The sequence below is a fragment of the Metabacillus sp. FJAT-52054 genome (assembly GCF_037201815.1).
GTDB classification, from domain to species: domain Bacteria; phylum Bacillota; class Bacilli; order Bacillales; family Bacillaceae; genus Metabacillus_B; species Metabacillus_B sediminis.
Window position 1 is genome coordinate 2,397,754 of the sequence record NZ_CP147407.1, and the last position, 20,472, is coordinate 2,418,225.

At 43.8% G+C, this 20,472-nt stretch carries 22 protein-coding genes; 4 read left to right on the forward strand and 18 right to left on the reverse strand.

The genetic code is table 11. The features are described 5' to 3' along the window. Positions 1 to 281: 281 nt before the first annotated feature. The 14 genes from sigF to WCV65_RS12640 form a co-directional block, all read right to left on the reverse strand. The gene (sigF, locus tag WCV65_RS12575; protein WP_035411255.1) at positions 282 to 1,040 is read right to left on the reverse strand and encodes an RNA polymerase sporulation sigma factor SigF; all 759 of its coding nucleotides are present in this window, start codon (positions 1,038 to 1,040) and stop codon (positions 282 to 284) included. A gap of 11 nt (positions 1,041 to 1,051) precedes the next feature. Further along, positions 1,052 to 1,492: an anti-sigma F factor gene (gene spoIIAB, locus WCV65_RS12580; protein WP_035411257.1), complete on the reverse strand. Its 441-nt coding sequence runs from the start codon at positions 1,490 to 1,492 to the stop codon at positions 1,052 to 1,054. Next, complete coding sequence (spoIIAA, locus tag WCV65_RS12585; protein WP_035411260.1) at positions 1,492 to 1,845, reverse strand: anti-sigma F factor antagonist; 354 nt, start codon at positions 1,843 to 1,845, stop codon at positions 1,492 to 1,494. The genes spoIIAB and spoIIAA overlap by 1 nt, the downstream gene beginning before the upstream one ends. Before the next feature lie 95 nt (positions 1,846 to 1,940). Continuing rightward, the gene (locus tag WCV65_RS12590) at positions 1,941 to 3,101 is read right to left on the reverse strand and encodes a D-alanyl-D-alanine carboxypeptidase family protein (protein WP_338776906.1); all 1,161 of its coding nucleotides are present in this window, start codon (positions 3,099 to 3,101) and stop codon (positions 1,941 to 1,943) included. 269 nt (positions 3,102 to 3,370) lie between these two features. Beyond that, a complete protein-coding gene (locus WCV65_RS12595; RefSeq protein ID WP_035411266.1) occupies positions 3,371 to 4,675 on the reverse strand; it encodes a pyrimidine-nucleoside phosphorylase in 1,305 nt (434 codons plus the stop codon). Further along, entirely contained in the window at positions 4,672 to 5,508 is an 837-nt protein-coding gene (locus tag WCV65_RS12600) for a purine-nucleoside phosphorylase (RefSeq protein WP_035411269.1), read from the reverse strand. Before WCV65_RS12600 ends, WCV65_RS12595 begins: the two co-directional genes overlap by 4 nt. A gap of 13 nt (positions 5,509 to 5,521) precedes the next feature. Next, positions 5,522 to 6,706, reverse strand: a complete 1,185-nt coding sequence (gene deoB, locus WCV65_RS12605) for a phosphopentomutase (protein WP_338776908.1) — start codon at positions 6,704 to 6,706, stop codon at positions 5,522 to 5,524. 191 nt (positions 6,707 to 6,897) lie between these two features. After that, entirely contained in the window at positions 6,898 to 7,788 is an 891-nt protein-coding gene (xerD, locus tag WCV65_RS12610) for a site-specific tyrosine recombinase XerD (protein WP_338776909.1), read from the reverse strand. A 6-nt stretch (positions 7,789 to 7,794) separates the two neighbouring features. Beyond that, positions 7,795 to 8,022: a YqzK family protein gene (locus tag WCV65_RS12615; RefSeq protein WP_035404222.1), complete on the reverse strand. Its 228-nt coding sequence runs from the start codon at positions 8,020 to 8,022 to the stop codon at positions 7,795 to 7,797. Between the two features lie 124 nt (positions 8,023 to 8,146). Then, a complete protein-coding gene (locus WCV65_RS12620; RefSeq protein WP_035404220.1) occupies positions 8,147 to 8,611 on the reverse strand; it encodes a Fur family transcriptional regulator in 465 nt (154 codons plus the stop codon). Positions 8,612 to 8,724: 113 nt separating this feature from the next. Continuing rightward, on the reverse strand, positions 8,725 to 9,375 hold the full coding sequence (spoIIM, locus tag WCV65_RS12625; protein ID WP_035404218.1) for a stage II sporulation protein M: 651 nt from the start codon (positions 9,373 to 9,375) through the stop codon (positions 8,725 to 8,727). A 258-nt stretch (positions 9,376 to 9,633) separates the two neighbouring features. Further along, positions 9,634 to 12,054, reverse strand: a complete 2,421-nt coding sequence (locus WCV65_RS12630) for an alkaline phosphatase PhoX (protein WP_338776911.1) — start codon at positions 12,052 to 12,054, stop codon at positions 9,634 to 9,636. 311 nt (positions 12,055 to 12,365) lie between these two features. Beyond that, entirely contained in the window at positions 12,366 to 13,532 is a 1,167-nt protein-coding gene (locus WCV65_RS12635; protein ID WP_338776913.1) for an endonuclease Q family protein, read from the reverse strand. Beyond that, a complete protein-coding gene (locus WCV65_RS12640; protein ID WP_338782276.1) occupies positions 13,529 to 14,083 on the reverse strand; it encodes an NUDIX hydrolase in 555 nt (184 codons plus the stop codon). The genes WCV65_RS12635 and WCV65_RS12640 overlap by 4 nt, the downstream gene beginning before the upstream one ends. Positions 14,084 to 14,164: 81 nt before the next feature. Between WCV65_RS12640 and mciZ the strand changes: the two genes are divergently transcribed. The 3 genes from mciZ to WCV65_RS12655 all read left to right on the forward strand — a co-directional run bounded on the left by mciZ (position 14,165) and on the right by WCV65_RS12655 (position 16,190). Next, positions 14,165 to 14,287: a Z-ring formation inhibitor MciZ gene (gene mciZ / locus WCV65_RS12645; RefSeq protein ID WP_066098927.1), complete on the forward strand. Its 123-nt coding sequence runs from the start codon at positions 14,165 to 14,167 to the stop codon at positions 14,285 to 14,287. A gap of 73 nt (positions 14,288 to 14,360) precedes the next feature. Further along, positions 14,361 to 15,281, forward strand: coding sequence for an aldo/keto reductase (locus WCV65_RS12650; protein WP_338776916.1), 921 nt, complete (start codon positions 14,361 to 14,363; stop codon positions 15,279 to 15,281). Between the two features lie 120 nt (positions 15,282 to 15,401). Beyond that, a complete protein-coding gene (locus tag WCV65_RS12655) occupies positions 15,402 to 16,190 on the forward strand; it encodes an SDR family NAD(P)-dependent oxidoreductase (RefSeq protein WP_338776918.1) in 789 nt (262 codons plus the stop codon). Between the two features lie 60 nt (positions 16,191 to 16,250). Here the strand turns inward: WCV65_RS12655 and WCV65_RS12660 are convergent, their stop codons facing one another. The 4 genes from WCV65_RS12660 to WCV65_RS12675 all read right to left on the reverse strand — a co-directional run bounded on the left by WCV65_RS12660 (position 16,251) and on the right by WCV65_RS12675 (position 19,365). Next, the gene (locus tag WCV65_RS12660) at positions 16,251 to 16,634 is read right to left on the reverse strand and encodes a hypothetical protein (RefSeq protein ID WP_338776920.1); all 384 of its coding nucleotides are present in this window, start codon (positions 16,632 to 16,634) and stop codon (positions 16,251 to 16,253) included. A 149-nt stretch (positions 16,635 to 16,783) separates the two neighbouring features. After that, the gene (locus WCV65_RS12665) at positions 16,784 to 17,452 is read right to left on the reverse strand and encodes a CoA transferase subunit B (protein ID WP_338776922.1); all 669 of its coding nucleotides are present in this window, start codon (positions 17,450 to 17,452) and stop codon (positions 16,784 to 16,786) included. A gap of 12 nt (positions 17,453 to 17,464) precedes the next feature. Then, positions 17,465 to 18,160: a CoA transferase subunit A gene (locus WCV65_RS12670; RefSeq protein ID WP_338776924.1), complete on the reverse strand. Its 696-nt coding sequence runs from the start codon at positions 18,158 to 18,160 to the stop codon at positions 17,465 to 17,467. Positions 18,161 to 18,174: 14 nt separating this feature from the next. Further along, a complete protein-coding gene (locus WCV65_RS12675) occupies positions 18,175 to 19,365 on the reverse strand; it encodes an acetyl-CoA C-acetyltransferase (RefSeq protein WP_338776926.1) in 1,191 nt (396 codons plus the stop codon). A 117-nt stretch (positions 19,366 to 19,482) separates the two neighbouring features. On the opposite strand from WCV65_RS12675, the gene WCV65_RS12680 reads away from it, so the two are divergent. After that, positions 19,483 to 20,394, forward strand: a complete 912-nt coding sequence (locus tag WCV65_RS12680; RefSeq protein ID WP_338776928.1) for a hydroxymethylglutaryl-CoA lyase — start codon at positions 19,483 to 19,485, stop codon at positions 20,392 to 20,394. The last annotated feature ends 78 nt before the right edge of the window (positions 20,395 to 20,472 follow it).

Consider the following 20,472-nt stretch of genomic DNA (forward strand, 5'->3'; position numbering starts at 1 on the left):
TGTATAAGTAGTATGCTATGTACGTCTTTCAAACATGCAGACAGTCGTTATATACACAAATTACCATTTAATAAACCCATTTTGGTTTACTTGCTTTTAAATACAACCTGCAATTCCTTCATAAGCCTACATTCAAAATCATGGCTCTGTTAAACTTGGCTGTTGATTGCAGCCAGCGGGCGAACGCTTCCCGTCCCAATTACCTGGTGTTATAAATCAACACCAGGCTTTAGCAGAGCCAAAATAAAAAAGCGAACCCGAAGGATTCGCTTTTTTCACGGCTATCCGCCCATCAGACTTTTCATCTGACTTAATATTTTCTTTTCCAATCTCGACACTTGAACCTGCGAGATCCCAAGCCGTTCTGCTACTTCCGATTGAGTCTGATCTTTATAATATCTTAAATACACAATCAGCTTTTCTCTTTCATCAAGGCCCTCGATTGCTTCCTTTAAGACAATTTTATCAAACCATTTTGAATCGGTATGATCGGCTATTTGATCAAGCAATGTGATGGGATCCCCATCGTTTTCGTAGACGGTTTCATGAATGGAGGAAGGAGCTCTGACAGCTTCTTGTGCTAAAACAACCTCTTCAGGTGAAATCTCAAGATGAGCGGCAATTTCTGTGACTGTCGGCACCTTGCCCAATGTTTTGGATAATTCGTCCTTTGCACGCCTGATTTTATTTCCAAGCTCTTTAAGCGACCGGCTGACCTTTACCGTTCCGTCATCCCGTATAAAGCGCTGAATTTCACCGATAATCATCGGCACTGCATACGTAGAGAATCGGACATCGTAGGACAAATCAAACTTGTCTACTGATTTAAGCAATCCGATGCAGCCAATCTGAAAAAGATCATCCGGCTCATAGCCCCGGTTTAAGAATCTTTGGACGACCGACCAGACGAGTCTCATGTTGCGCTGTACGATTGTGTCCCTCGCTTGCTGGTCACCCTGCTGACTTTTTAGAATCAGCTCTTTCACCTCGTGGTCTTTTAACTGAACGTTCTTCTGTTCGTTCTTAACCTCCACATCCATGGCTCGTCTCCTTAATTAACCAAAGCTTTACTTTTTGATAAATGCTTTGTTAATTTAACCGATGTCCCTAGAGAAGGGGCAGATTCTACTTGAATGTCATCCATAAAATTTTCCATTATCGTAAATCCCATTCCGGACCGTTCAAGCTCAGGTTTTGTAGTGAACAGAGGCTGCCGCGCTTCTTCCAGATCATGAATGCCCATGCCTTCATCGCGGATCGTCAATTGGACAACTTCTTCTTCCAGAGAAGCTGTAATATAGACGATGCCGCTCGGATCATTGTTGTATCCGTGAATAATTGCATTAGTGACTGCCTCGGATACGACGGTTTTAATTTCCGTCAGCTCATCCATAGTCGGATCAAGCTGGGCAATGAATGCAGCGATGGTCACCCTTGCGAACGATTCATTTTGGCTGAGGGCCGAGAACTGCAGCTCCATTTGATTTTTCATTATGAAGCCACCCCCAGTGTCTGAAGCGCTTTTTCTTCATCCTCTTCCAAACGGACAATTTTAAACAGACCCGACATATCAAAGAGGCGCTGAATGGACGGCGAGATCGAGCATACCACCATTTCTCCTCCGAGCTGCTTGATTTGCTTATAACGGCCCAGGATGACACCAAGACCTGAACTGTCCATAAACATGAGATTCCCAAGATTCAGGATGATATGCTTCACTTGGCCCTCTTCTAATATTTCATTTACCTTTGACCGTAATTCGTCAGTACTGTGATGATCTAATTCACCCGATAGACGAATGCACAGCACGGACTCTCGAACGCTAAGTTCAACGGCTAGACTCATCTGCAATTCCTCCTTGTTCAGTGCTTGTATGAGTCTTTCGTTTTTCCTTATGCGTTTTCCTGCCCGTTGACAAAACTAGTGGGCTTTCGGCACAATTAGCCAGCTTTTGTGAAGTCAGCCATGACCCGTTTGAATAAGGACCACCAGCTTGCAGTTTTAATATCCTTTTCTGCCATAAGAGGGCTCTTCGCTACAACCGCTCCGTCCTTTTTAAGGACAAGCATTCCAAGGACATCACCTTTTTTCAAAGGCGCAGCCAAATTCTTTTTAGGGATTACTTCTTTTGTAATAGTTTTCGTATTTTCTCCCTTTTTCGTTAAAAGAGAGATGGGCTCGGATGTTACCAGATTTACGGTTTGATCGCTGCCTTTGCTCACCTTCTGAACACCGATTACTTCACTTCTCTTGTAAAGCGGATGGGTTTCATATTGACTGAAAGCATAATCAAGCATCTTCGTAACCTGATTGTTCCGGTCCTTAGGCGTTTCAGCGCCCATTACGACTGCGATGACTCTCATGTTTCCTTTTTTCGCAGTAGCTGTCAGGCAATACTTCGCTTCATTCGTAAATCCGGTCTTCACTCCATCTACTCCAGGGTAGAATTTCACAAGCCGGTTCGTATTAACAAGCCAGAATTTCTTATCTGTGTCTGTTCTTAAGTAATCTTCATACTTTCCTGTATACTTCGTGATGCTTTCATATTTCAAGAGTTCTTTCCCCATGACTGCCATGTCATGCGCTGTGCTGTAATGGCCTTTTTCAGGCAAGCCGGTTGTATTTTCAAAATGAGTGTTTTTAAGCCCGAGTTCAGCTGCCTTTTTATTCATCAGCTCAACAAATCCGTCCTCTGAACCGCCTAGGTGCTCAGCCATAGCAACGGAGGCATCATTCCCTGATCCAATCGCAATTCCGCGCAGCATTTCATCTGCCGACATTTCTTCGCCCGGCTCAAGGAAAATTTGTGATCCTCCCATTGACGCTGCATATTCACTTGTACGGATTTTGTCAGTAAGCTTTAATTTTCCTTTATCAAACGCATCCATTATAAGAATCATTGTCATGATTTTCGTCATACTTGCCGGCGGAAGCTGTTCATCACTATTTTTTTCATAGAGGATTTTGCCTGTATCCCGCTCAATAAGCACAGCAGACTTTGCCTGCGGCGCCAAATTCAGGCTGTTTTCTTTTGCAAATGCTCCTTGTGCAGTCATACATAGGAAGCAAACAATTAATAGCATGGAAAAACTTTTTTTCATTTCCAAACCCTCCCAATTAAGATACACTCCATTTTGTCCAATAAGAGGGAATTTATACAATTTGATTCTTTAAGGCTTCTCACCTCAAGGGTTGGGAGCGGAACCAGATTCTCCAGGAATACTGATCTGCATTACTTCATTTCCTGAACAACATAAAAAAAACGGCTTTCCTTTTAGGTAAGCCGTTTAGCATAATGAAGGGTTATTGAATGCTGTATTTCACAAATACAAAAAAGAGGCGAGTGATCCTCGCCTCTTTTACCGAACGGTTATTTTGAAATGATTTCATATACAAACGGGCGTTTTTCAGGCTTTTCATTTGAATAGGAGAATGCATCGTATAATGTATCCATTGCCTGCTGATGATCATCTTTGTTGAAATGAAGGATAGCGATTACTTCCCCTTCTGCAACTTCGTCTCCAGCCTTCTTTTTCAAGGAAACGCCTGCAGCATAATCAATTTTGTCTTCTTTTGTTTGTCTTCCAGCTCCTAAAAGAAGGGCTGCTACTCCAATAGCCTCTGCGTCAATGTCTTTTACGTAGCCGGATTGCTTTGATTTTACTTCCACATGATGTTGTGCTTGCGGAAGCAAATCGATTGAATCAATTTGATCAGCATTTCCGTTTTGGGAGCTTACAAATTCTTTGAATTTTTCCAAAGCTTTTCCTGACTCAATTGCCTCGTTAAGCCCTGCTCTAGCTTCTTCTTGTGTTTGATAAATGCCGCCAAGAATGGACATTTGTACAGCGATTGCCATTGAGATTTCAATCAAATCCTCTGAACCTTTGCCTTTTAGGACCTCAATAACTTCCTTGATTTCATTCGCGTTGCCCACTTCATATCCAAGCGGCTGATTCATATCCGTAATGACTGCGATTGTATTACGGTTTAAGTGGCTGCCGATCTCTACCATTGTGGAAGCCAGATCTTTTGCACGATCCAGTGTTTTCATGAAAGCACCCGCGCCTGTTTTTACATCAAGCACGATGGCATCCGCGCCCATTGCGATCTTTTTACTCATGATACTGCTTGCGATTAGAGGAATGGAATCAACGGTTGCTGTAACATCTCTCAGTGCATAGATTTTTTTATCCGCAGGTACCAGGTCACCGGACTGCCCAATGATGGAAATTCCGTGCTTGTTAACATTATCGATAAACTGTTTGCCGCTTAATTCCACACTGAAGCCCTCAACGGCTTCCAGTTTATCAATGGTTCCTCCAGTGTGTCCAAGACCTCTGCCGGACATTTTCGCAACAGGAACACCAACAGAAGCAACGAGAGGAGCCACAATCAAGCTAATCTTATCGCCTACTCCTCCTGTAGAGTGCTTATCTACTTTAATGCCCTTAATGCCTGATAAATCAACCGTTTCGCCTGAGTTAACCATCGCATCTGTTAAATAGGACACCTCTTCCTTTGTCATTCCTTTAAAATAAACAGCCATTAAAAAGGAGCTCATTTGATAATCAGGAATGGTATCATTTTTATATCCGTTCACTACGTATTCAATTTCTTCTTTTGCAAGGAGCTTGCCGTCGCGTTTCTTTTGAATCAAATCTACCATTCTCATGCTGTCGCACCTGCTTTCGAAATTTTTTCAACTGCCCCTTTAACAAGGCTAAGGAAGCTTGATTTTACTTTTTCTGTCGTTTCAATGACTTCATCATGAGATAACGGCTGATCCAGGATCCCGGCAGCCATATTGGATATACAGGAAATGCCCAGCACATCAAGGCCAGCGTGGCGAGCTGCAATTACTTCAGGAACAGTCGACATTCCTACTGCATCCCCGCCAAGAACTCTAAGCATTTTTATTTCTGCAGGAGTTTCATAAACCGGACCTGTATTGGCTACGTAAACACCTTCCTGTACTTTAATGTTCAGCTCATTTGCCGTTTCCTTCGCTAAAGCACGCAAATCTCTGCTGTATGCCTGTGAAAGATCAGGAAAACGAACACCAAATTCTTTATCATTCGGACCAATTAAAGGATTGGTCCCCATATTATTAATGTGATCGCTGATTAGCATGAGGTCGCCCGGTTCAAATCCTTCGTTAATACCGCCCGCTGCATTCGTAACAATCAACGTCTTAACTCCAATTTGCTTCATCACACGTACCGGAAGGACAACTTTTTGCATATCGTACCCTTCATAAAAGTGGAACCGGCCCTGCATGGCAATAACGGTTGTGCCTCTCAGCTTTCCGTATACAAGCTGGCCTGCATGCCCTTCTACAGTGGACACAGGAAAACCAGGTATTTCTCCATATGGAATTTTAACCGGCTCTTCAATTTCATCTGCCAGAACTCCAAGGCCAGATCCAAGGATTAGCCCGATCTCCGGCGCCTGTCCGATTTTCTTTTGAATATACTCCGCTGCACTGCTCATTTCATTTCGATTCACTGCTTAGCCCTCCTCATTTTATCTCTTTTAAGAAGCTCGTTCCGTATTCAGGCATCTTCACCTTAAAGTTGTCTGCAATGGAAGCCCCAAGATCAGCAAATGTTTTTCTAACCGGTATTTCCTGACCCTGTGTCATCCGCGGACTGTAGGCTAATAATGGAACGTATTCTCTCGTATGATCGGTTCCGTGATGGATCGGATCATTGCCATGATCTGCCGTAATCAAGAGCAAATCATCTTCTGTCAATTTTCCAAAAACCTCCGGAAGACGGGCATCGAACTCCTCGAGTGCTTTTCCATATCCTTCAGGATCGCGGCGGTGGCCAAACAATGCATCAAAGTCCACAAGGTTCAAAAAGCTGATTCCAGTAAATGGTCGATCCATCACATCAATAAATTGGTCCATTCCATCCATGTTTGATTTCGTCCTGATGGAGTCTGTAATTCCTTCTCCGTCGTAAATATCGGAAATTTTCCCAATAGCGATCACATCGTAATCCGCATCCTTCAGCTCATCCAATACCGTTCTGCCAAATGGCTTTAACGCGTAATCATGTCTGTTTGATGTTCTTGTCCATTTGCCTGGTTCCCCGATGAACGGTCTTGCAATGACCCGTCCCAATTTAAAAGGTTCAGTCATTGTCAGCTTTCTTGCCTTCTCGCAAATATCATATAATTCGTCAATCGGCACAATCTCTTCGTGAGCAGCAATTTGCAGCACGGAATCAGCGGAGGTGTATACAATTAAATCTCCCGTTTTCACATGCTGTTCTCCCAGTTCATCCAGAATTTCTGTACCGGAAGCCGGCTTGTTTCCAATAATTTTTCTGCCTGTTTCCTTTTCAAGCTGATCGGTCAATTCCTTTGGAAACCCCTCAGGAAAAACCTGGAATGGTTCAGTGATATTCAGCCCCATGATTTCCCAGTGCCCAGTCATTGTATCTTTACCGCTTGAAGCCTCTTGCATTTTCGTATAAAAAGCCTTTGGCTGCTCCTGAACGGGAATACCTTTTATTTCTCGAATATTGCTAAGCCCGAGCTTGGCCATATTCGGCATATTCAGGCCGTTCATACGTTCGGCTATGTGCCCTAAAGTATCCGCGCCTTCATCGTTGAAGTCTTTTGCATCCGGTGCTTCCCCAATGCCAACTGAATCAAGGACTACAACAAACACCCTTTTATATGTATAGTTACTCAATCGAAACCCTCCTCAAAATCGGGATTTATTCTTTACGAAGCCATCCTGTCAGAAGTCTGACAACCTCATTATAAACCGGTTACAAACTGCCTGACAATCTTAATCCCGTATATAAGCAGTATTCCTATAATTTCGAGAAGAATGACAACTATTCCCTGGCCATAAAAAATCCCCTTTCCGAAGAAAGGGGTTTACGCTCTTGGATGAAACTGCTGATACACATCTTTTAATCTGGTTTTTGTCACATGTGTATAAATTTGTGTAGTTGAAATATCTGCGTGGCCAAGCATTTCCTGTACAGCCCGCAAATCTGCTCCATTCTCGAGCAGGTGCGTTGCAAATGAATGCCTTAATGTATGAGGTGTCAATTCCTTTTGAATCCCAGCTTCAAGAGAAATTTTCTTAAGATTCTTCCAGAAACCCTGTCTGGTAATGCGTTTGCCGTGGTGATTCAGAAAAAGAGCGTCCGTCGTTTCTTTTCTGCTGGCAAGCTTGACACGGCCTTTTTCTAAATAATCATGTATGGCACCGGCCGCTGTACGTCCAATCGGCACGATGCGCTCTTTGCTTCCTTTCCCAAAGCAGCGGATAAAGCCCATTTCCAAATGCACATCTGCTAAATTAAGCTCCGTCATCTCACTGACACGTATTCCTGTTGCGTACATGAGTTCAAGCATCGCTTTATCTCTGTATCCAAAGGGGGAATTCATGAGCGGCGTGTCCATCAGTTTCTCAACTTCCTCAAGGGATAAAACTTTAGGAAGGGTCCGTTCAACCTGTGGTGTTTCAATATGGACAGAAGGATCCTGATCAACAGCTCGTTCACGAAGCAGAAATTGATGAAAAGCCCTTATGGAAGCAATATGACGTGCAATGGTCTTACTCGATTTGCCGCTCTCTTTTAGCATCTTTAAAAAATGGATAATGTGGACTCTTGACACCTTATTCAGGCTGTCCAATTCCTGCCCAGCCCAAAAACGAAGATAATTTTTTAAATCTCTTTCATAGGATACAACGGTATTATGCGATAAACCCCGTTCTACGACCATATAATGAATGAAATCTTTCAGCTGATCATTCACATTCCTCTACTCCCCATCTGAATAAAAGAAGAAAAGACGGTTCAGCCATTGATCAGGCTGATTCTCAACCATCTTTGTTACCTTCAGCGCCGATCCTTCAGGAGGATCATACCGATGGTAATCCTGATACTCTAAGTTAATCCAAATAATAGCATAGTAGAAGAGAATCGTAAATCCAGTAAAGACGATGAATACTTTAAACATGTCCAGTCCCGTCTGCAAATATCGTTTCATGACGCCCTCCGAAGTCTTGTCTCATTTTTTTGATACTTCATTATATGCCGGAACGCCTTGCTTTTATACGACACGGAAGGCAAGAAAAAAGACCTTTCCGTGTAGGGAAAGGTCTTATGTATTCTTATTCGCTTTGTTCCTGATCTTCTTTTTTCTGCTGGCATTTTACGCAGATTCCGTGGAAGGTAAGACGGTGGTCCATTATTTTAAACTTCCAATCTCTTTCCACGATTTCTTCTACATCCTCAAGCAAGTCATCTTCAATTTCAGCTACTGCTCCACATTCAATGCACACTAAGTGGTGATGAAAATGAGCTGCTCCCTCTTTTCGCAAATCATAACGGGATACACCATCACCAAAGTTTATTTTATCGATAATTTTCAGTTCAGTCAGTAATTCAAGCGTCCGATAGACCGTTGCTAATCCTATTTCCGGAGATTTTTCCTTAACGAGGAGGTAAACATCTTCGGCACTCAGATGGTCTTCTTCATGTTCGAGCAAAACCCGAACGGTCGCTTCACGCTGTGGCGTTAACTTATAGCTAGAAGAATGGAGCTGCTTTTTTATCCGGTCAATGCGGTTTTCCATGAACGATTTCCTCCCTCGCCGCTTCCTCAACCATTATAGCAGAAGAGCGAAAGGGTTCCAACTAAAATAATTACAATTAGAACTTTATAATAATTATAAAAAGAAAATAACTATTATTTATTAACAAGCTGCACGACAGCCTTCATAAGTTCCGGAGAAGCAAATGCTTCCAGCACAGATGCTCCAGCAATCATAACCATGATTCCTGCAAACACAGCTGCGTACTTCGAAAAGGATTGAAGCGGAGAGTCAAGCAGATTTCTCTTTTTATTTAATAAGTACATGGCAAGTTTAAGAGAAAAAGAGATGGCTGCAGCACTCAGCACGATAAAGGCCGGAATGATCAGAATATTTTGCGGCAGGATGGAAACAAACGAGAGGACGAACCCATTCCAGCCCATTTGATTAACAAGAAAACCGACGGTAAATCCGACTACCATTCCTTTCAGGAACAGCATAATGAGAATAATAGGAAGCCCAATAATGGAAATACCGAGAATCCAAATTAACCCGAGATATTTAATGTTGTGCATAAAGCTTTGCTGAAACATTTCGGTGGAATCTGCAACTTTTCCGTCCGTAACCTGTCCAAAAAATCGGCTGAGGTAAAAAAACAAGTCTTCCTTCTGTGTGAAGGTCATGCTGTTTACAATGATCGCGCCGAATATAACCCCCATCATGAACAGTACACATACAAATAAATAAATGGATGATTGCTGTTTTATGTGATTCGCGATGAATACTTTCATCGGCTGTTTTTTCATATGCATGTCCTCCCAACCTTAATTTAATAGAGTTTATGCGGCTGAAAGGATTGTATGCAAGAAAAGCGGCTTTCGCAAATTTTACTGCCATATATGTAGGCGGATGGAGAATGTCATTTAAGCATCCGTGCACGTACCTTTCATAACGGCTGGGTGTCCATTTTTCTTTCCGGCCAGCAATTCGTAACGGCACGCTTTTAAAAAAATAGAAAAGCCCTTAAGGAATTTAATCCTTAAGAGGCTTCCTAAGTCGGACATTTAGTTTTTCATATAAGCGATGGAGGCTTTATCTGCATCAATATAATAGCCTCCGCCAACGTGAAGCTTGTTGCCATCTACAGAATAAACACGCGCCATGCTGCCTTTTTTCAGCGTTTTAGCGGTTTTTCCATCCTTCATTATAGAAACGTCTTTCTTCAGCATAACCATTCCTTCGTAGTACAAAGCCTTGCGGTCTTGCTTTACGTAGTAGCCATTGCCAACGTTATATTTGCCGTCTTCCATACCGTACACTCGAATGGCTTCTCCAGCTTTAAGAGTTTTAAATACTTTTCCGTCAGCTGAATACATCTCCATTGACGATTTAAGAAGGATTCTTCCGTTATAAACGGCCCCTGCTTCGTCTTTTTTCACATAATAGCTGCCGCCGACATTATAGTAATCTTTCATTTCTCCGTATACCCGGTAGAATCCTTTTTTAAGAGAAGCTGCTTTTGTCATTGTGCCCGAGGCATCCATTTTATACATTTGTACCGGTTTATTCACGTTCATACGGCCAATCGGATAGTTGTGGACAGCGACGCTGCCGGCTTTAACGGATGGGAAACCATCGACATAGCCTACGCCCCCCGTTTTGTTAATCCCGATTTGTTTTTCCATTTCGGCAATCAGCTGATCTTTGTTCACCGCAGTGATCGGGAAGTCTTTTAATCCATCCCCTGGATGCTGGAAATTACTTAGCATATAAGAGTGATTCATCATGTTCTCAATCATGCGAAGACCTGTCGCTTCTGCACCGGCAGGAACCGATAAAAGACGCTCAAGTTTTTTCTTGTCAAGGTCATATGCCCATACAAAATTGTTCGTGTGCATTCCGCTGTCTTCCCCAATTAAAAGGGCGTTCATTTCAGCTGAATACGTCAGGTTATCCGGATTAGCCACTTTATCAGGATTCGCCGTATTTCCGTAGGCGTCCGCTTGAGTCATATCTTCACCAGTCAGAAGACCATTGATCGATTTAGCTGCATAGGCACTGTTAATCGGTGCGCCAGTCTGATCTTTTTGTCCTTCTGCAAGATTTAATTCATAGGTTACACCGGATTTAATTTTCGGCAGCTGGATATGATCTGCAGGCTCTTTTCCTGTTGCATCTTTCTCCATTGTTTTAGACACATCAGACATAGCTACATATACTTTATTTTCCTTTGGATTGAACGCCAAACCTTCCATTTTATTCCATTCGGAAGTAGCACCCATCATGGCTGCATAGCGGCGGGGCTCCAGGAAAGCAGCTGCTTTTTCCATATTTGGTTTCAGCTTCAGGTATTCAGTGTTTGCATTTGCATATGTTTTAACTGCTGTGAAGCCCTCTTTCGGTGTATCGGAAACTTCAAAAATACTGCTAAATTTTGTACCGCTGTCGATGATCTGCTTCACTTCGGCATCCGTTCCATGGCCCAGGCGAATCCATTCCATGTCACCGGAACCCCCATTTTCGGTTCCAGTCTGTTTGAATTTAGACGCATAAAGTGTTCCTGAAGATAGATCTTTTTCCTTATCGGCTACATACATAAACATCATCGTATTCCCGCCGTCATCACCGAAAAACGCCGTGCGGTAGTCAGGCATGACCGTCATTTGCTCATGTGAAAAGCGGCCTGTGCTGTAGTGTTTAACCACTTCAGTCTCTCCGCCTTCTTTCACTGTAATTTCAGGAATCCAACCATAGTAGTATGGGTTGGCTTTCTTTTCATCTCCGAAGTAAAGCTTAGCGAAACTGGCTGTTTGTGCATAAGTTTTGGATTTTGTATCTTCGAAGCTTCTGGCATCCGGCTCATATTCCTCTGATCCTAAATGTGTGCCCCACGGAGATAGAGACCCGTTGCAGGGAATCCAGATTCCGTTCACATCAGAAAAATCGATTTTCTCCACTTTTTCAGGAGTTAATTTCCCCGTTTTTGGATCCTGCTTCATTTTTGAAAGGGACATGGACGCCGGCACCAGGCCATATGCTGATTTACCTGCAGCATCAAATGTTTGATATTCATAGTGCGTAATCATATAAATTTCATTTCCTACACGCAGCATGCTGTTGGAATCAGGGGCATCGGAAACGTAAGGAGTCGGTTTTCCTTCAACGCTGTTATCCATAATGACGTTTCCATTCACATCGATTGGAGCGCCTGCAGCAATCATTTCTCCTTTGTTCACAGCCACTTTGTCCTCAGATTTGAAGAGGCGGTTATAAGAAAGCGGGTAATTTTCTTTTAGGCCGTTGCTGTATGTCACTTCGATGGATGCTTTTGTATAAGTGTCCACCATTTCAGGAATCGTCTTTGGTGCCTGCATGCCTTTGTATTCAACCGATTTTACTGTTACTGGTCCGCTTGCAGCTCCCGCAGAAGTGAAAACCGGTACCATTAAACTAATAGTCAGTGCCGCTGCCATTCTTTTTTTCATGTCCATCCCCCTAAAAGTATGTAAATGCTTTACACCCTTCATTTAATCAAAGGATTGTAAATTTTTTGTTACCTTTTGTATAATTTTATCTAAATTTTCAATCAGCATAACAGCCTATTTTTAATCTCTTAAACTCAAAATCATGAAAAATCGTGGTTAGAGTAAAAAATTCAATGATCACGAAGGGAAAATGAATAGATAGAAGGAGCTATAATGCGGACCTTCCTTAAGGAGTCAGGGACACTCTCTAAATTCGATGCAAAAAGGCAGCCGGATCATTTTGCACCGGCTGCCTTTTTCGCTTACCTTATTTACGTTTGATCAATTCTGCCGTACACACCGCCTCCGCCGCCTAATACAGCAAGCTTCCCAGATCTTGCGTCAGCGATAAGTCCTGCTATCTTTTTAGGAATAATACGAGCAAGATCATCCTTCGCAACACGGTGAAGAATATCCATTTCTGTACCGAAATGGTCTTTCAGCTTCATTAGCGTTTTCGGTCCCACTCCTGGTATGAATTGAAGAGGTACCTGGTGGATATATGGCGGACGCATGTCTAGATTTCCAGGTGAATTTGCAAGTTCCTTTAGTCGGTCACTGACGCCCTTCACGACTTTCTTTGAGTGGCATTTTGGGCAGACTGTGACTACATTGGTCATGACTGCACCACAGCCTTCACATACAGTGTGGTGATATTTTCCGAGAAGCGGATTAAGACCGTAATTTGCAAGGATCGTTCTCCCCTTCTCATTTTTAAGAGCCAGCAGTAATTCTTTAAAGGAAGGTTCCATCAATTGCAGCTTCTGATATTCTCTTGCTATTTTCCCTGTTGAATGCGCATCTGAATTTGTTACAAAAGGATACTCAGCAAGCTCTGCAATGGCGGACGCCATTTCTGTATCCGCGCTTAAACCCAATTCCACCGCGTCAATTAAACCCGGATCAAAGACCTCCGTTAATGATGTTTTCACTCCCCTTCCATACAAGCTTTTGTATGGAGTAAAAATATGAGCGGGAATGAACAATCCGCCCAGCTCTTTGACCTTCATCTGAAGGACTTTTCCTGAAGCATAGACTCTTTGAGAGCTCAGCGTATTATTCTTCATATAGTGTGAGATCCACTCTGAGAATTCTTTCATTGTTTTTAAGTTCGGAAAATAGACGAGGACATGTATCGGTCCGGAGCAATTTTCGTCATAGATCTCGAGCTCTGACCCCAGGATCAGAGTCGTGTTTTGAAATCGGATTCCACCGCCTTCAAGCTCTATGCATACGCCTGCTTTAAGCAGCTTATCTGCCTCTTCGAGAACCTCCGGAACATGTGCATCGATAATGCCAATCACATCCATCCCCTTCTCTTCACTGGCTGCCGTCAAAACAGAAGAAAGCGTCAAAGCTCTGGAAGCCGTTATCTTGACCGGTTTTCCCGACATGGAAGAGCCGATATGAACGTGCAGATCGGCAAAAAACTCCTTCATTTTCCCTTCATTGCTTGACGCAGCTGTAAGTATTGAACAGCGTAGGCCGTTTTCGCATCATAAATTCGCCCATTTGCCACCATTTCCTCTGCTTCTTCAAGCGTCACTTCCATTAATTCCACAAATTCATCCTCGTCAAGGCTTGCTTTGTTTTCTAAAGGAATTAAGTCTTCCGTTATGTATAAATGAACCAGTTCATCCGCAAAACCTGGTGATGTATAGAACGAAATAAGATGGTCGATACTTCCTGCTGTATAGCCTGTCTCTTCCTCAAGCTCACGAACTGCCGTTATTTCGGGTTTTTCGCCTTTTTCCAGTTTTCCAGCTGGAATTTCAACTAGGGTCCGTTCAAGCGCCTTGCGGAACTGCTCAACCATCAGTATTTTCCCATTGCTTGTAAGAGCAATCACAGCTACTGCTCCAGGATGCTTAATGATTTCACGCTTTGACGTTTTTCCGTCCGGAAGTTCAACTTCCTGTACATATAAATCAATGATTTTGCCTGAATAAATTTGCTCGGATGAAAGTTCTTTCTCTCTTAAATGCTCCATCTTTTCAGCTCCTGTCGTAATATTCACCGTATCTTCATACATTCTATCATAACCCCTTTTAAACGAAAGGAACGGGACCGCATGAAAATATACAAACTGGAAAAAGGGATCATCCTTGTCGGGAAAGCATGGGAAATCAGAATGAAACTAAAGGAATACAGCAAGCAATTCACAACTGTCAAGGAATGGATTGACAAAACATAAGACAGGCTTCCCGTTTGCAATTTCATCACCGGTATACTACTGTCAGAATAGATAGGACAGGAGGGAAACGCTGATGGAAAAAAGACAAATCGGGCGCTCCGATTTATATGTGAGCAAAATGGGGCTGGGCTGCATGTCACTTGGCAAGGACGAATCACATGCGAGAGCCATTATTGATGAAGCGATTGAACTTGGAATTAATTATTTTGATACAGCCGACCTCTACGACTTTGGTTTAAATGAGGAATTTGTAGGCCGGGCCATTCAAAACCGCAGACAGGACCTGATCATCGCGACAAAGGCAGGGAACCGCTGGGAGGAAGGTAAAGACGGCTGGACATGGGACCCCTCCAAATTCCACATCCAAAACGCAGTGAAAGATAGCTTGCAAAGACTGGGAACCGATTATATTGACCTTTATCAGCTGCACGGAGGGACAATCGAGGACAATATAAATGAAACGATTGAAGCCTTTGAAGAACTGAAAAAAGAAGGCCTAATACGGGAATACGGCATTTCTTCCATTAGACCAAATGTAATCAAACAGTATCTTGAGAAATCATCAATTGCCTCTATTATGATGCAATACAGTCTAGTTGACCGGAGACCGGAGGAATGGTTCCCCCTTATTGAAGAACATGGAGTCAGCGTGATTGCACGAGGGCCGCTTGCTAAGGGAATTTTGTCAGATAGAGAACTGGAGCAGGCTGGTTCAAGTATCAAAGAAAAAGGATATATGAGCTATTCTTTTGCCGAGCTTGCTGAATTGCGCGCAGAATTGAAAAAAGCGGCACCGCGCCACTCTTATACAGAAGCAGCCCTCCAATATTGCCTCGCTTCACCCGCTGTAGCAGCCGTGATTCCCGGGGCAAGCAAGCTTTCGCAGCTGCAGGAGAATGCAGCGGCAGTGAATGCAGAGCCGCTTACGAATGAAGAAGCCGGACTTCTCCGCAAGATAAGCAAGGCCGATCAATACGAACAGCATAGAGAATAGAAAAAAAGCTCTGGCCGCTAATGGATCAGAGCTTTTTTGTATCTTTTTTTTTATCGATGGATGAATTCTTCTCCAAAAAGGGTATTGAAATCGTAAATAACTCTTTGGAGGTACATAGGAATGACAAACAGTTCGGTAAAAAACACGAAGGTTGCCATCGTTTCAGGCGGAGGATCCGGTATTGGAAAAGCAGCGGCCCTAAAATTTGCACGTGAAGGAATCCGCGTTTGTATATTGGATTTGGATAAGGAAAGCGCGCTTGAGGTAAGAGATGAAATTAATCAATTTGGCGGGGAAGCCATTGCGATTGAAACGGATATGGCGGATGAATCGATGGTTAAGGCTGCAATTGAAGAGGTTAAAAACCATTGGGGGAATCTGGATATTATTTTCAATAACGCAGGGATTAATGGTGTCTTCTCTTCTATAGAGGAAATGGAAGCGGATGATTGGGATAAAACGATTCATACCAATTTGAGAAGTACGTTCTTATTTGTGAAATACAGCATCCCCATGCTCCGGGAAAATGGGGGAAGTATCATCATTACGAGTTCCATCAACGGCAACCGAATTTATAAAAACTTTGGAATGTCGGCTTACAGCACAACGAAAGCGGCTCAGGTTGCCTTTATGAAAATGGCCGCGCTGGAATTGGCTCAATTTAAAATTAGAGTAAATGCCATCTGCCCGGGTGCTATTGACACAAATATCGATGCTTCAACTGAAAAACAAGAGAACCTGAAAGAGGTAGAAATTCCGGTTGAATACCCGGAAGGCAATCAGCCTCTTGCTCAAGGATCCGGTCAGCCTGAACAGGTAGCCGATCTAGTTTATTTTCTTGCATCCGAACAGTCCTCTCATATCACCGGAACCGAAATTTATATTGATGGGGCAGAGTCCCTGCTATAACGACTAACGAGGGCGGAGCATTCCGCCCTTTTTCAATATGTATCCATTGGATAAACCTTCTCATTTCTCTTCCTGCTTTTCTTCTCTTATTCTTAGCCAAGTTCGAATTTCAGCAGCCGTTGCAGTTGGGTTCTCCATCTGAAGAACAACCTGCTTGTATTTTGGATCGCCATCCAGCTCCAGCTGAAGCAGAGGTCCTCTCCCGTTATAGGAAAGAAAATACCATTCATCCCTGTATTTAAAGCTCCCTTCATAAATATGGAGAAAAGATATAGATGTCCCCGGCATCCTCAGCATCCATCTTGGAGCTTCAAATTGATCTACATAGACCTGGCTGATTGTTTCGTAAGGAATGCCTAGATTCATTTTAATGGCGAAAAATCCGGTGAGGCCAGTTAAACGAACAACTGCTTTGTCTTTTTTCAGTTCTATGATTCTTCCCATTGCTTCCCGCACCCTTCTTTAACTGTTGATTTCCACTGCAGGCGCATGCTTTCCGCTCCAATCAACAGGTGTCAAAGATCAACACTATGCTTTAACATAGCCAAAAAATAAGGCAGAACAGGGATTTACCCCCGTTCTGCCCTCGCAGGTTAATAGGCTTCGAGAATTATGTCGTCTCCTGCTATTAATTCAGGCTCAGTCGAATTTATAATATCTTCGACTGTATACCCCTTTGCGATTTCCACCAATTTTAGTCCTAGGTCGGTAACATCCAGTACAGCCCGGTCCGTAATAATACGGTGTACGACCTTTTTTCCTGTAAGAGGCAGTGAGCACTCTTTTAGAATCTTCGGAGAACCGTTCTTGCTGACATGCTCCATAATGACGATGATCCGCTGTGCGCCATGAACAAGGTCCATCGCACCGCCCATCCCTTTAATCATTTTACCAGGTATCATCCAATTGGCCAGGTCTCCCATTTCTGATACTTCCATCCCGCCTAAAATAGCCAGGTTCACATGGCCTCCCCGAATCATGCCAAACGATTCGGCGCTATCAAAATAGGAAGCTCCTGAAATGGCTGTGACCGTTTCTTTCCCGGCGTTTATTAAATCAGGATCTACATCGCCGTCTTCAGGATAGGGTCCGATGCCGAGAAGGCCGTTCTCTGATTGCAGCACAACCTGTTTGTTTTCCTGAATATAATTTGCAACAAGGGTCGGCATCCCGATTCCAAGATTCACGTAGAAGCCGTCTTGAATTTCTCTTTCCGCACGCTTTGCTATTTTTTCTCTGACCAGCACTTTATCTTCAATCATGACCGTTCCCCCTCATCCCGTTTTCTTTACAGTCCGGCGCTCGATTTTCTTCTGCTGCTCTCCGACTATGAGACGCTGTATGTAAATCCCTGGAGTGTGGATTTGATCCGCTCCAATTAATCCGGTCTCAATAAGCTCCTCCGTCTCTGCGATCGTTATTTTACCGGCTGCTGCCATCATCGGATTAAAATTACGCGCGGTCTTGTTGTAGATAAGGTTCCCCATATTATCAGCCCGGTACGCTCTTACAAGGCTGAAGTCAGCTGTGAGCGCTTCTTCCAGAACATATTCTTTTCCGTGAAAGGATCTAGTTTCTTTTCCTTCCGCTACCTCAGTACCGTATCCTGCCGGAGTAAAAAAGGCTGGAATACCCGCTCCGCCTGCACGAATCTTTTCTGCCAGTGTACCCTGCGGAAGAAGCTCGACTTCGAGTTCACCTGCGAGAACCTGCCGCTCAAATTCTTTATTCTCACCGACATAGGAGCTGATCATCTTCTTTATTTGCTTGTTTTTCAGCAGCAATCCAAGACCCCAGTCATCTACACCGCAGTTGTTCGAAATAACCGTCAAATCTTTTACACCCGTTTCAGCTAAAGCCAAAATTAAGTTCTCGGGAATCCCGCAAAGACCGAATCCTCCGACCATTAAGACCGCACCATCGCGGATATCCTCTACTGCCTTTAAAGAAGAATGATAAACCGGCTTCATTCCGTTCCCTCCCTTTAGTTTACGTTCTCAACAATTGTCGCCACACCCTGTCCGCCGCCAATGCACAAGGTGGCGAGGCCTTTCTTGGATCCTCTCCGCTTCATCTCATGAATCAGGGTAACAAGGATTCTCGTACCGCTCGCTCCAATCGGATGCCCAAGAGCAATGGCTCCTCCATTGACGTTTAAAATCTCTTTATTAAAATGAAGCTCTTTATCCACCGCCAGCGTCTGCGCCGCAAATGCCTCATTCGCTTCAATTAATTCAATTTCAGAAAGCTCAACGCTTGCCCGTTCCAGTGCTTTTTTCACCGCTTTGACCGGCCCGATTCCCATAATGCTCGGGTCAACACCGGCGTTTCCGTTGGCTAAAATTTTCACAAGCGGTTTTACGCCCAGCTCTTCGGCTTTCTCGCGGCTCATCACAACAACCGCAGCTGCTCCATCATTAATTCCCGACGCATTCCCTGCGGTAACGCTTCCATCCTTTTTGAACGCAGGACGCAGCTTGCCAAGCCCTTCTGCCGTTGTCCCTTCCCGCGGATATTCATCTGTATCAAAAATGACAGGATCTCCCTTTCGCTGCGGAATGCTGACGGACACAATCTCATCCTTAAATGTTCCTTCCTTAACGGCGCGTACCGCTTTCGCCTGGCTTTCTGCAGCAAACTGGTCCTGTTCTTCTCTTGTAATGCTATATTGATCAGCCAGATTTTCGGCTGTCATTCCCATATGGTAATTATTGAACACACAAGTCAAACCATCAGAGGTCAGGCTGTCTACAAGCTTTTGATCGCCCATACGGAAACCATCCCGTGCGCCTTTAACCAAATAAGGAGCCTGGCTCATATTTTCCATTCCTCCGGCAACTATTACATCTGCTTCCCCAGCTGCAATTGCCTGGAATGCAAGATGGACAGCTTTTAATCCTGATCCGCATACTTTATTTATGGTCATCGATGGAATATCCTCTGGCAAACCGGCTTTCATTGCAGCCTGTCTGGCAGGGTTTTGTCCGATCCCTGCCTGCAGCACATTTCCCATGATGACTTCGTCTACATGCTCCGCAGAAACGCCGGCTTTTTCCAATGCCTCTTTAATGACGATGCCTCCAAGCTCAGGTGCCGAAACCCCCTTAAGTGCACCACTAAAGCTTCCTAAAGCCGTTCTCACTGCGCTTACGATTACGATTTCTTTTGCATTCATTTTTTCCATCCCCTTTGCAAAAATTCCAATACTCTGAAAATACCATTTGCTTTCCCCTTTATTTTCCTACTAAAATAACAATATGTAAACCCTTACAATTTGAAGGAGGCACGTAATTTGAACTTTCCCGAAAGAGCACATCTCATTGAAGTCGGACCAAGAGACGGGCTGCAAAATGAGAAAAACTTAATTCCTACTGAAAACAAGCTTCAATTTATCAATGCTTTGAAGGAAGCTGGCTTTAACGAAATGGAGATTACCTCCTTCGTTTCCCCAAAATGGGTACCTCAGATGGCGGATGCCGAAGAGATTGTAAGATTTGGCTCTGCTGCTGGCAGAAGCATCGTTCTTACACCCAATGAAAAAGGCCTTCAAAAAGCATTGGACAATGACTGCCGAGCTGTCGCCTTCTTTGTCGGTGCAAGCAATACATTCAATCAAAAAAACATTAACCGAACAACAGAGGAAAGCATGAATTCACTCCTTCCGCTACTAGCAAAAACGAAGGATCGCGGGCTGTTCATTCGTGCCTGCATATCTACATCCTTCTATTGTCCGTACGAAGGAAAAATCGAAGAAGAACCTGTTCTTGAAATCTGCCGTCAGTTCGCTGACGCAGGAGTGGATGATTTAAGTGTTGCCGATACAATCGGGATGGCCCATCCTCAAGAGGTCTACTCCCTCTTTTCCCGCTTAAAGCAGGAATTTCCCGAAACCTTAATCACTGCTCATTTTCATGATACGAGGGGACTTGGACTCGCAAATGTGCTTGCTGCTTTACAGGCGGGAGTCGACCGGTTCGATACCTCTGCCGGCGGCCTTGGCGGATGTCCATTCGCTCCCGGAGCAAGCGGCAATGTCGCGACAGAGGATGTTCTTTACATGCTTCAGGAGATGAAGATCGAAACCGGGATTTCACTTGAGAAGGTTTTAAAGGCGGTAAACAGCATTGAGCCGTTTCTTAATAAAGCGATTTCCAGCAAGCAATATACGCTGTGGAAAGCCCAATTGGCAGAAAAAGCGCAATGATGCATCGACACTCTCAGGGGGTGTCTTTTTTTTAGCACATTGAGGAGGACGTATTATTTTTAATCTTTTCAGCATACA

What these genes read in the sequence shown, in the direction of transcription:
- sigF (WP_035411255.1), bottom strand. Translation starts at nt 1,040, where the DNA reads ATGGATGTGGAGGTTAAGAACGAACAGAAGAACGTTCAGTTAAAAGAC.
- spoIIAB (WP_035411257.1), bottom strand. Translation starts at nt 1,492, where the DNA reads ATGAAAAATCAAATGGAGCTGCAGTTCTCGGCCCTCAGCCAAAATGAA.
- spoIIAA (WP_035411260.1), bottom strand. Translation starts at nt 1,845, where the DNA reads ATGAGTCTAGCCGTTGAACTTAGCGTTCGAGAGTCCGTGCTGTGCATT.
- WCV65_RS12590 (WP_338776906.1), bottom strand. Translation starts at nt 3,101, where the DNA reads ATGAAAAAAAGTTTTTCCATGCTATTAATTGTTTGCTTCCTATGTATG.
- WCV65_RS12595 (WP_035411266.1), bottom strand. Translation starts at nt 4,675, where the DNA reads ATGAGAATGGTAGATTTGATTCAAAAGAAACGCGACGGCAAGCTCCTT.
- WCV65_RS12615 (WP_035404222.1), bottom strand. Translation starts at nt 8,022, where the DNA reads ATGAAACGATATTTGCAGACGGGACTGGACATGTTTAAAGTATTCATC.
- WCV65_RS12620 (WP_035404220.1), bottom strand. Translation starts at nt 8,611, where the DNA reads ATGGAAAACCGCATTGACCGGATAAAAAAGCAGCTCCATTCTTCTAGC.
- spoIIM (WP_035404218.1), bottom strand. Translation starts at nt 9,375, where the DNA reads ATGAAAAAACAGCCGATGAAAGTATTCATCGCGAATCACATAAAACAG.
- WCV65_RS12630 (WP_338776911.1), bottom strand. Translation starts at nt 12,054, where the DNA reads ATGAAAAAAAGAATGGCAGCGGCACTGACTATTAGTTTAATGGTACCG.
- WCV65_RS12635 (WP_338776913.1), bottom strand. Translation starts at nt 13,532, where the DNA reads ATGAAGGAGTTTTTTGCCGATCTGCACGTTCATATCGGCTCTTCCATG.
- WCV65_RS12640 (WP_338782276.1), bottom strand. Translation starts at nt 14,083, where the DNA reads ATGGAGCATTTAAGAGAGAAAGAACTTTCATCCGAGCAAATTTATTCA.
- mciZ (WP_066098927.1), top strand. Translation starts at nt 14,165, where the DNA reads ATGAAAATATACAAACTGGAAAAAGGGATCATCCTTGTCGGGAAAGCA.
- WCV65_RS12650 (WP_338776916.1), top strand. Translation starts at nt 14,361, where the DNA reads ATGGAAAAAAGACAAATCGGGCGCTCCGATTTATATGTGAGCAAAATG.
- WCV65_RS12655 (WP_338776918.1), top strand. Translation starts at nt 15,402, where the DNA reads ATGACAAACAGTTCGGTAAAAAACACGAAGGTTGCCATCGTTTCAGGC.
- WCV65_RS12660 (WP_338776920.1), bottom strand. Translation starts at nt 16,634, where the DNA reads ATGGGAAGAATCATAGAACTGAAAAAAGACAAAGCAGTTGTTCGTTTA.
- WCV65_RS12665 (WP_338776922.1), bottom strand. Translation starts at nt 17,452, where the DNA reads ATGATTGAAGATAAAGTGCTGGTCAGAGAAAAAATAGCAAAGCGTGCG.
- WCV65_RS12670 (WP_338776924.1), bottom strand. Translation starts at nt 18,160, where the DNA reads ATGAAGCCGGTTTATCATTCTTCTTTAAAGGCAGTAGAGGATATCCGC.
- WCV65_RS12675 (WP_338776926.1), bottom strand. Translation starts at nt 19,365, where the DNA reads ATGAATGCAAAAGAAATCGTAATCGTAAGCGCAGTGAGAACGGCTTTA.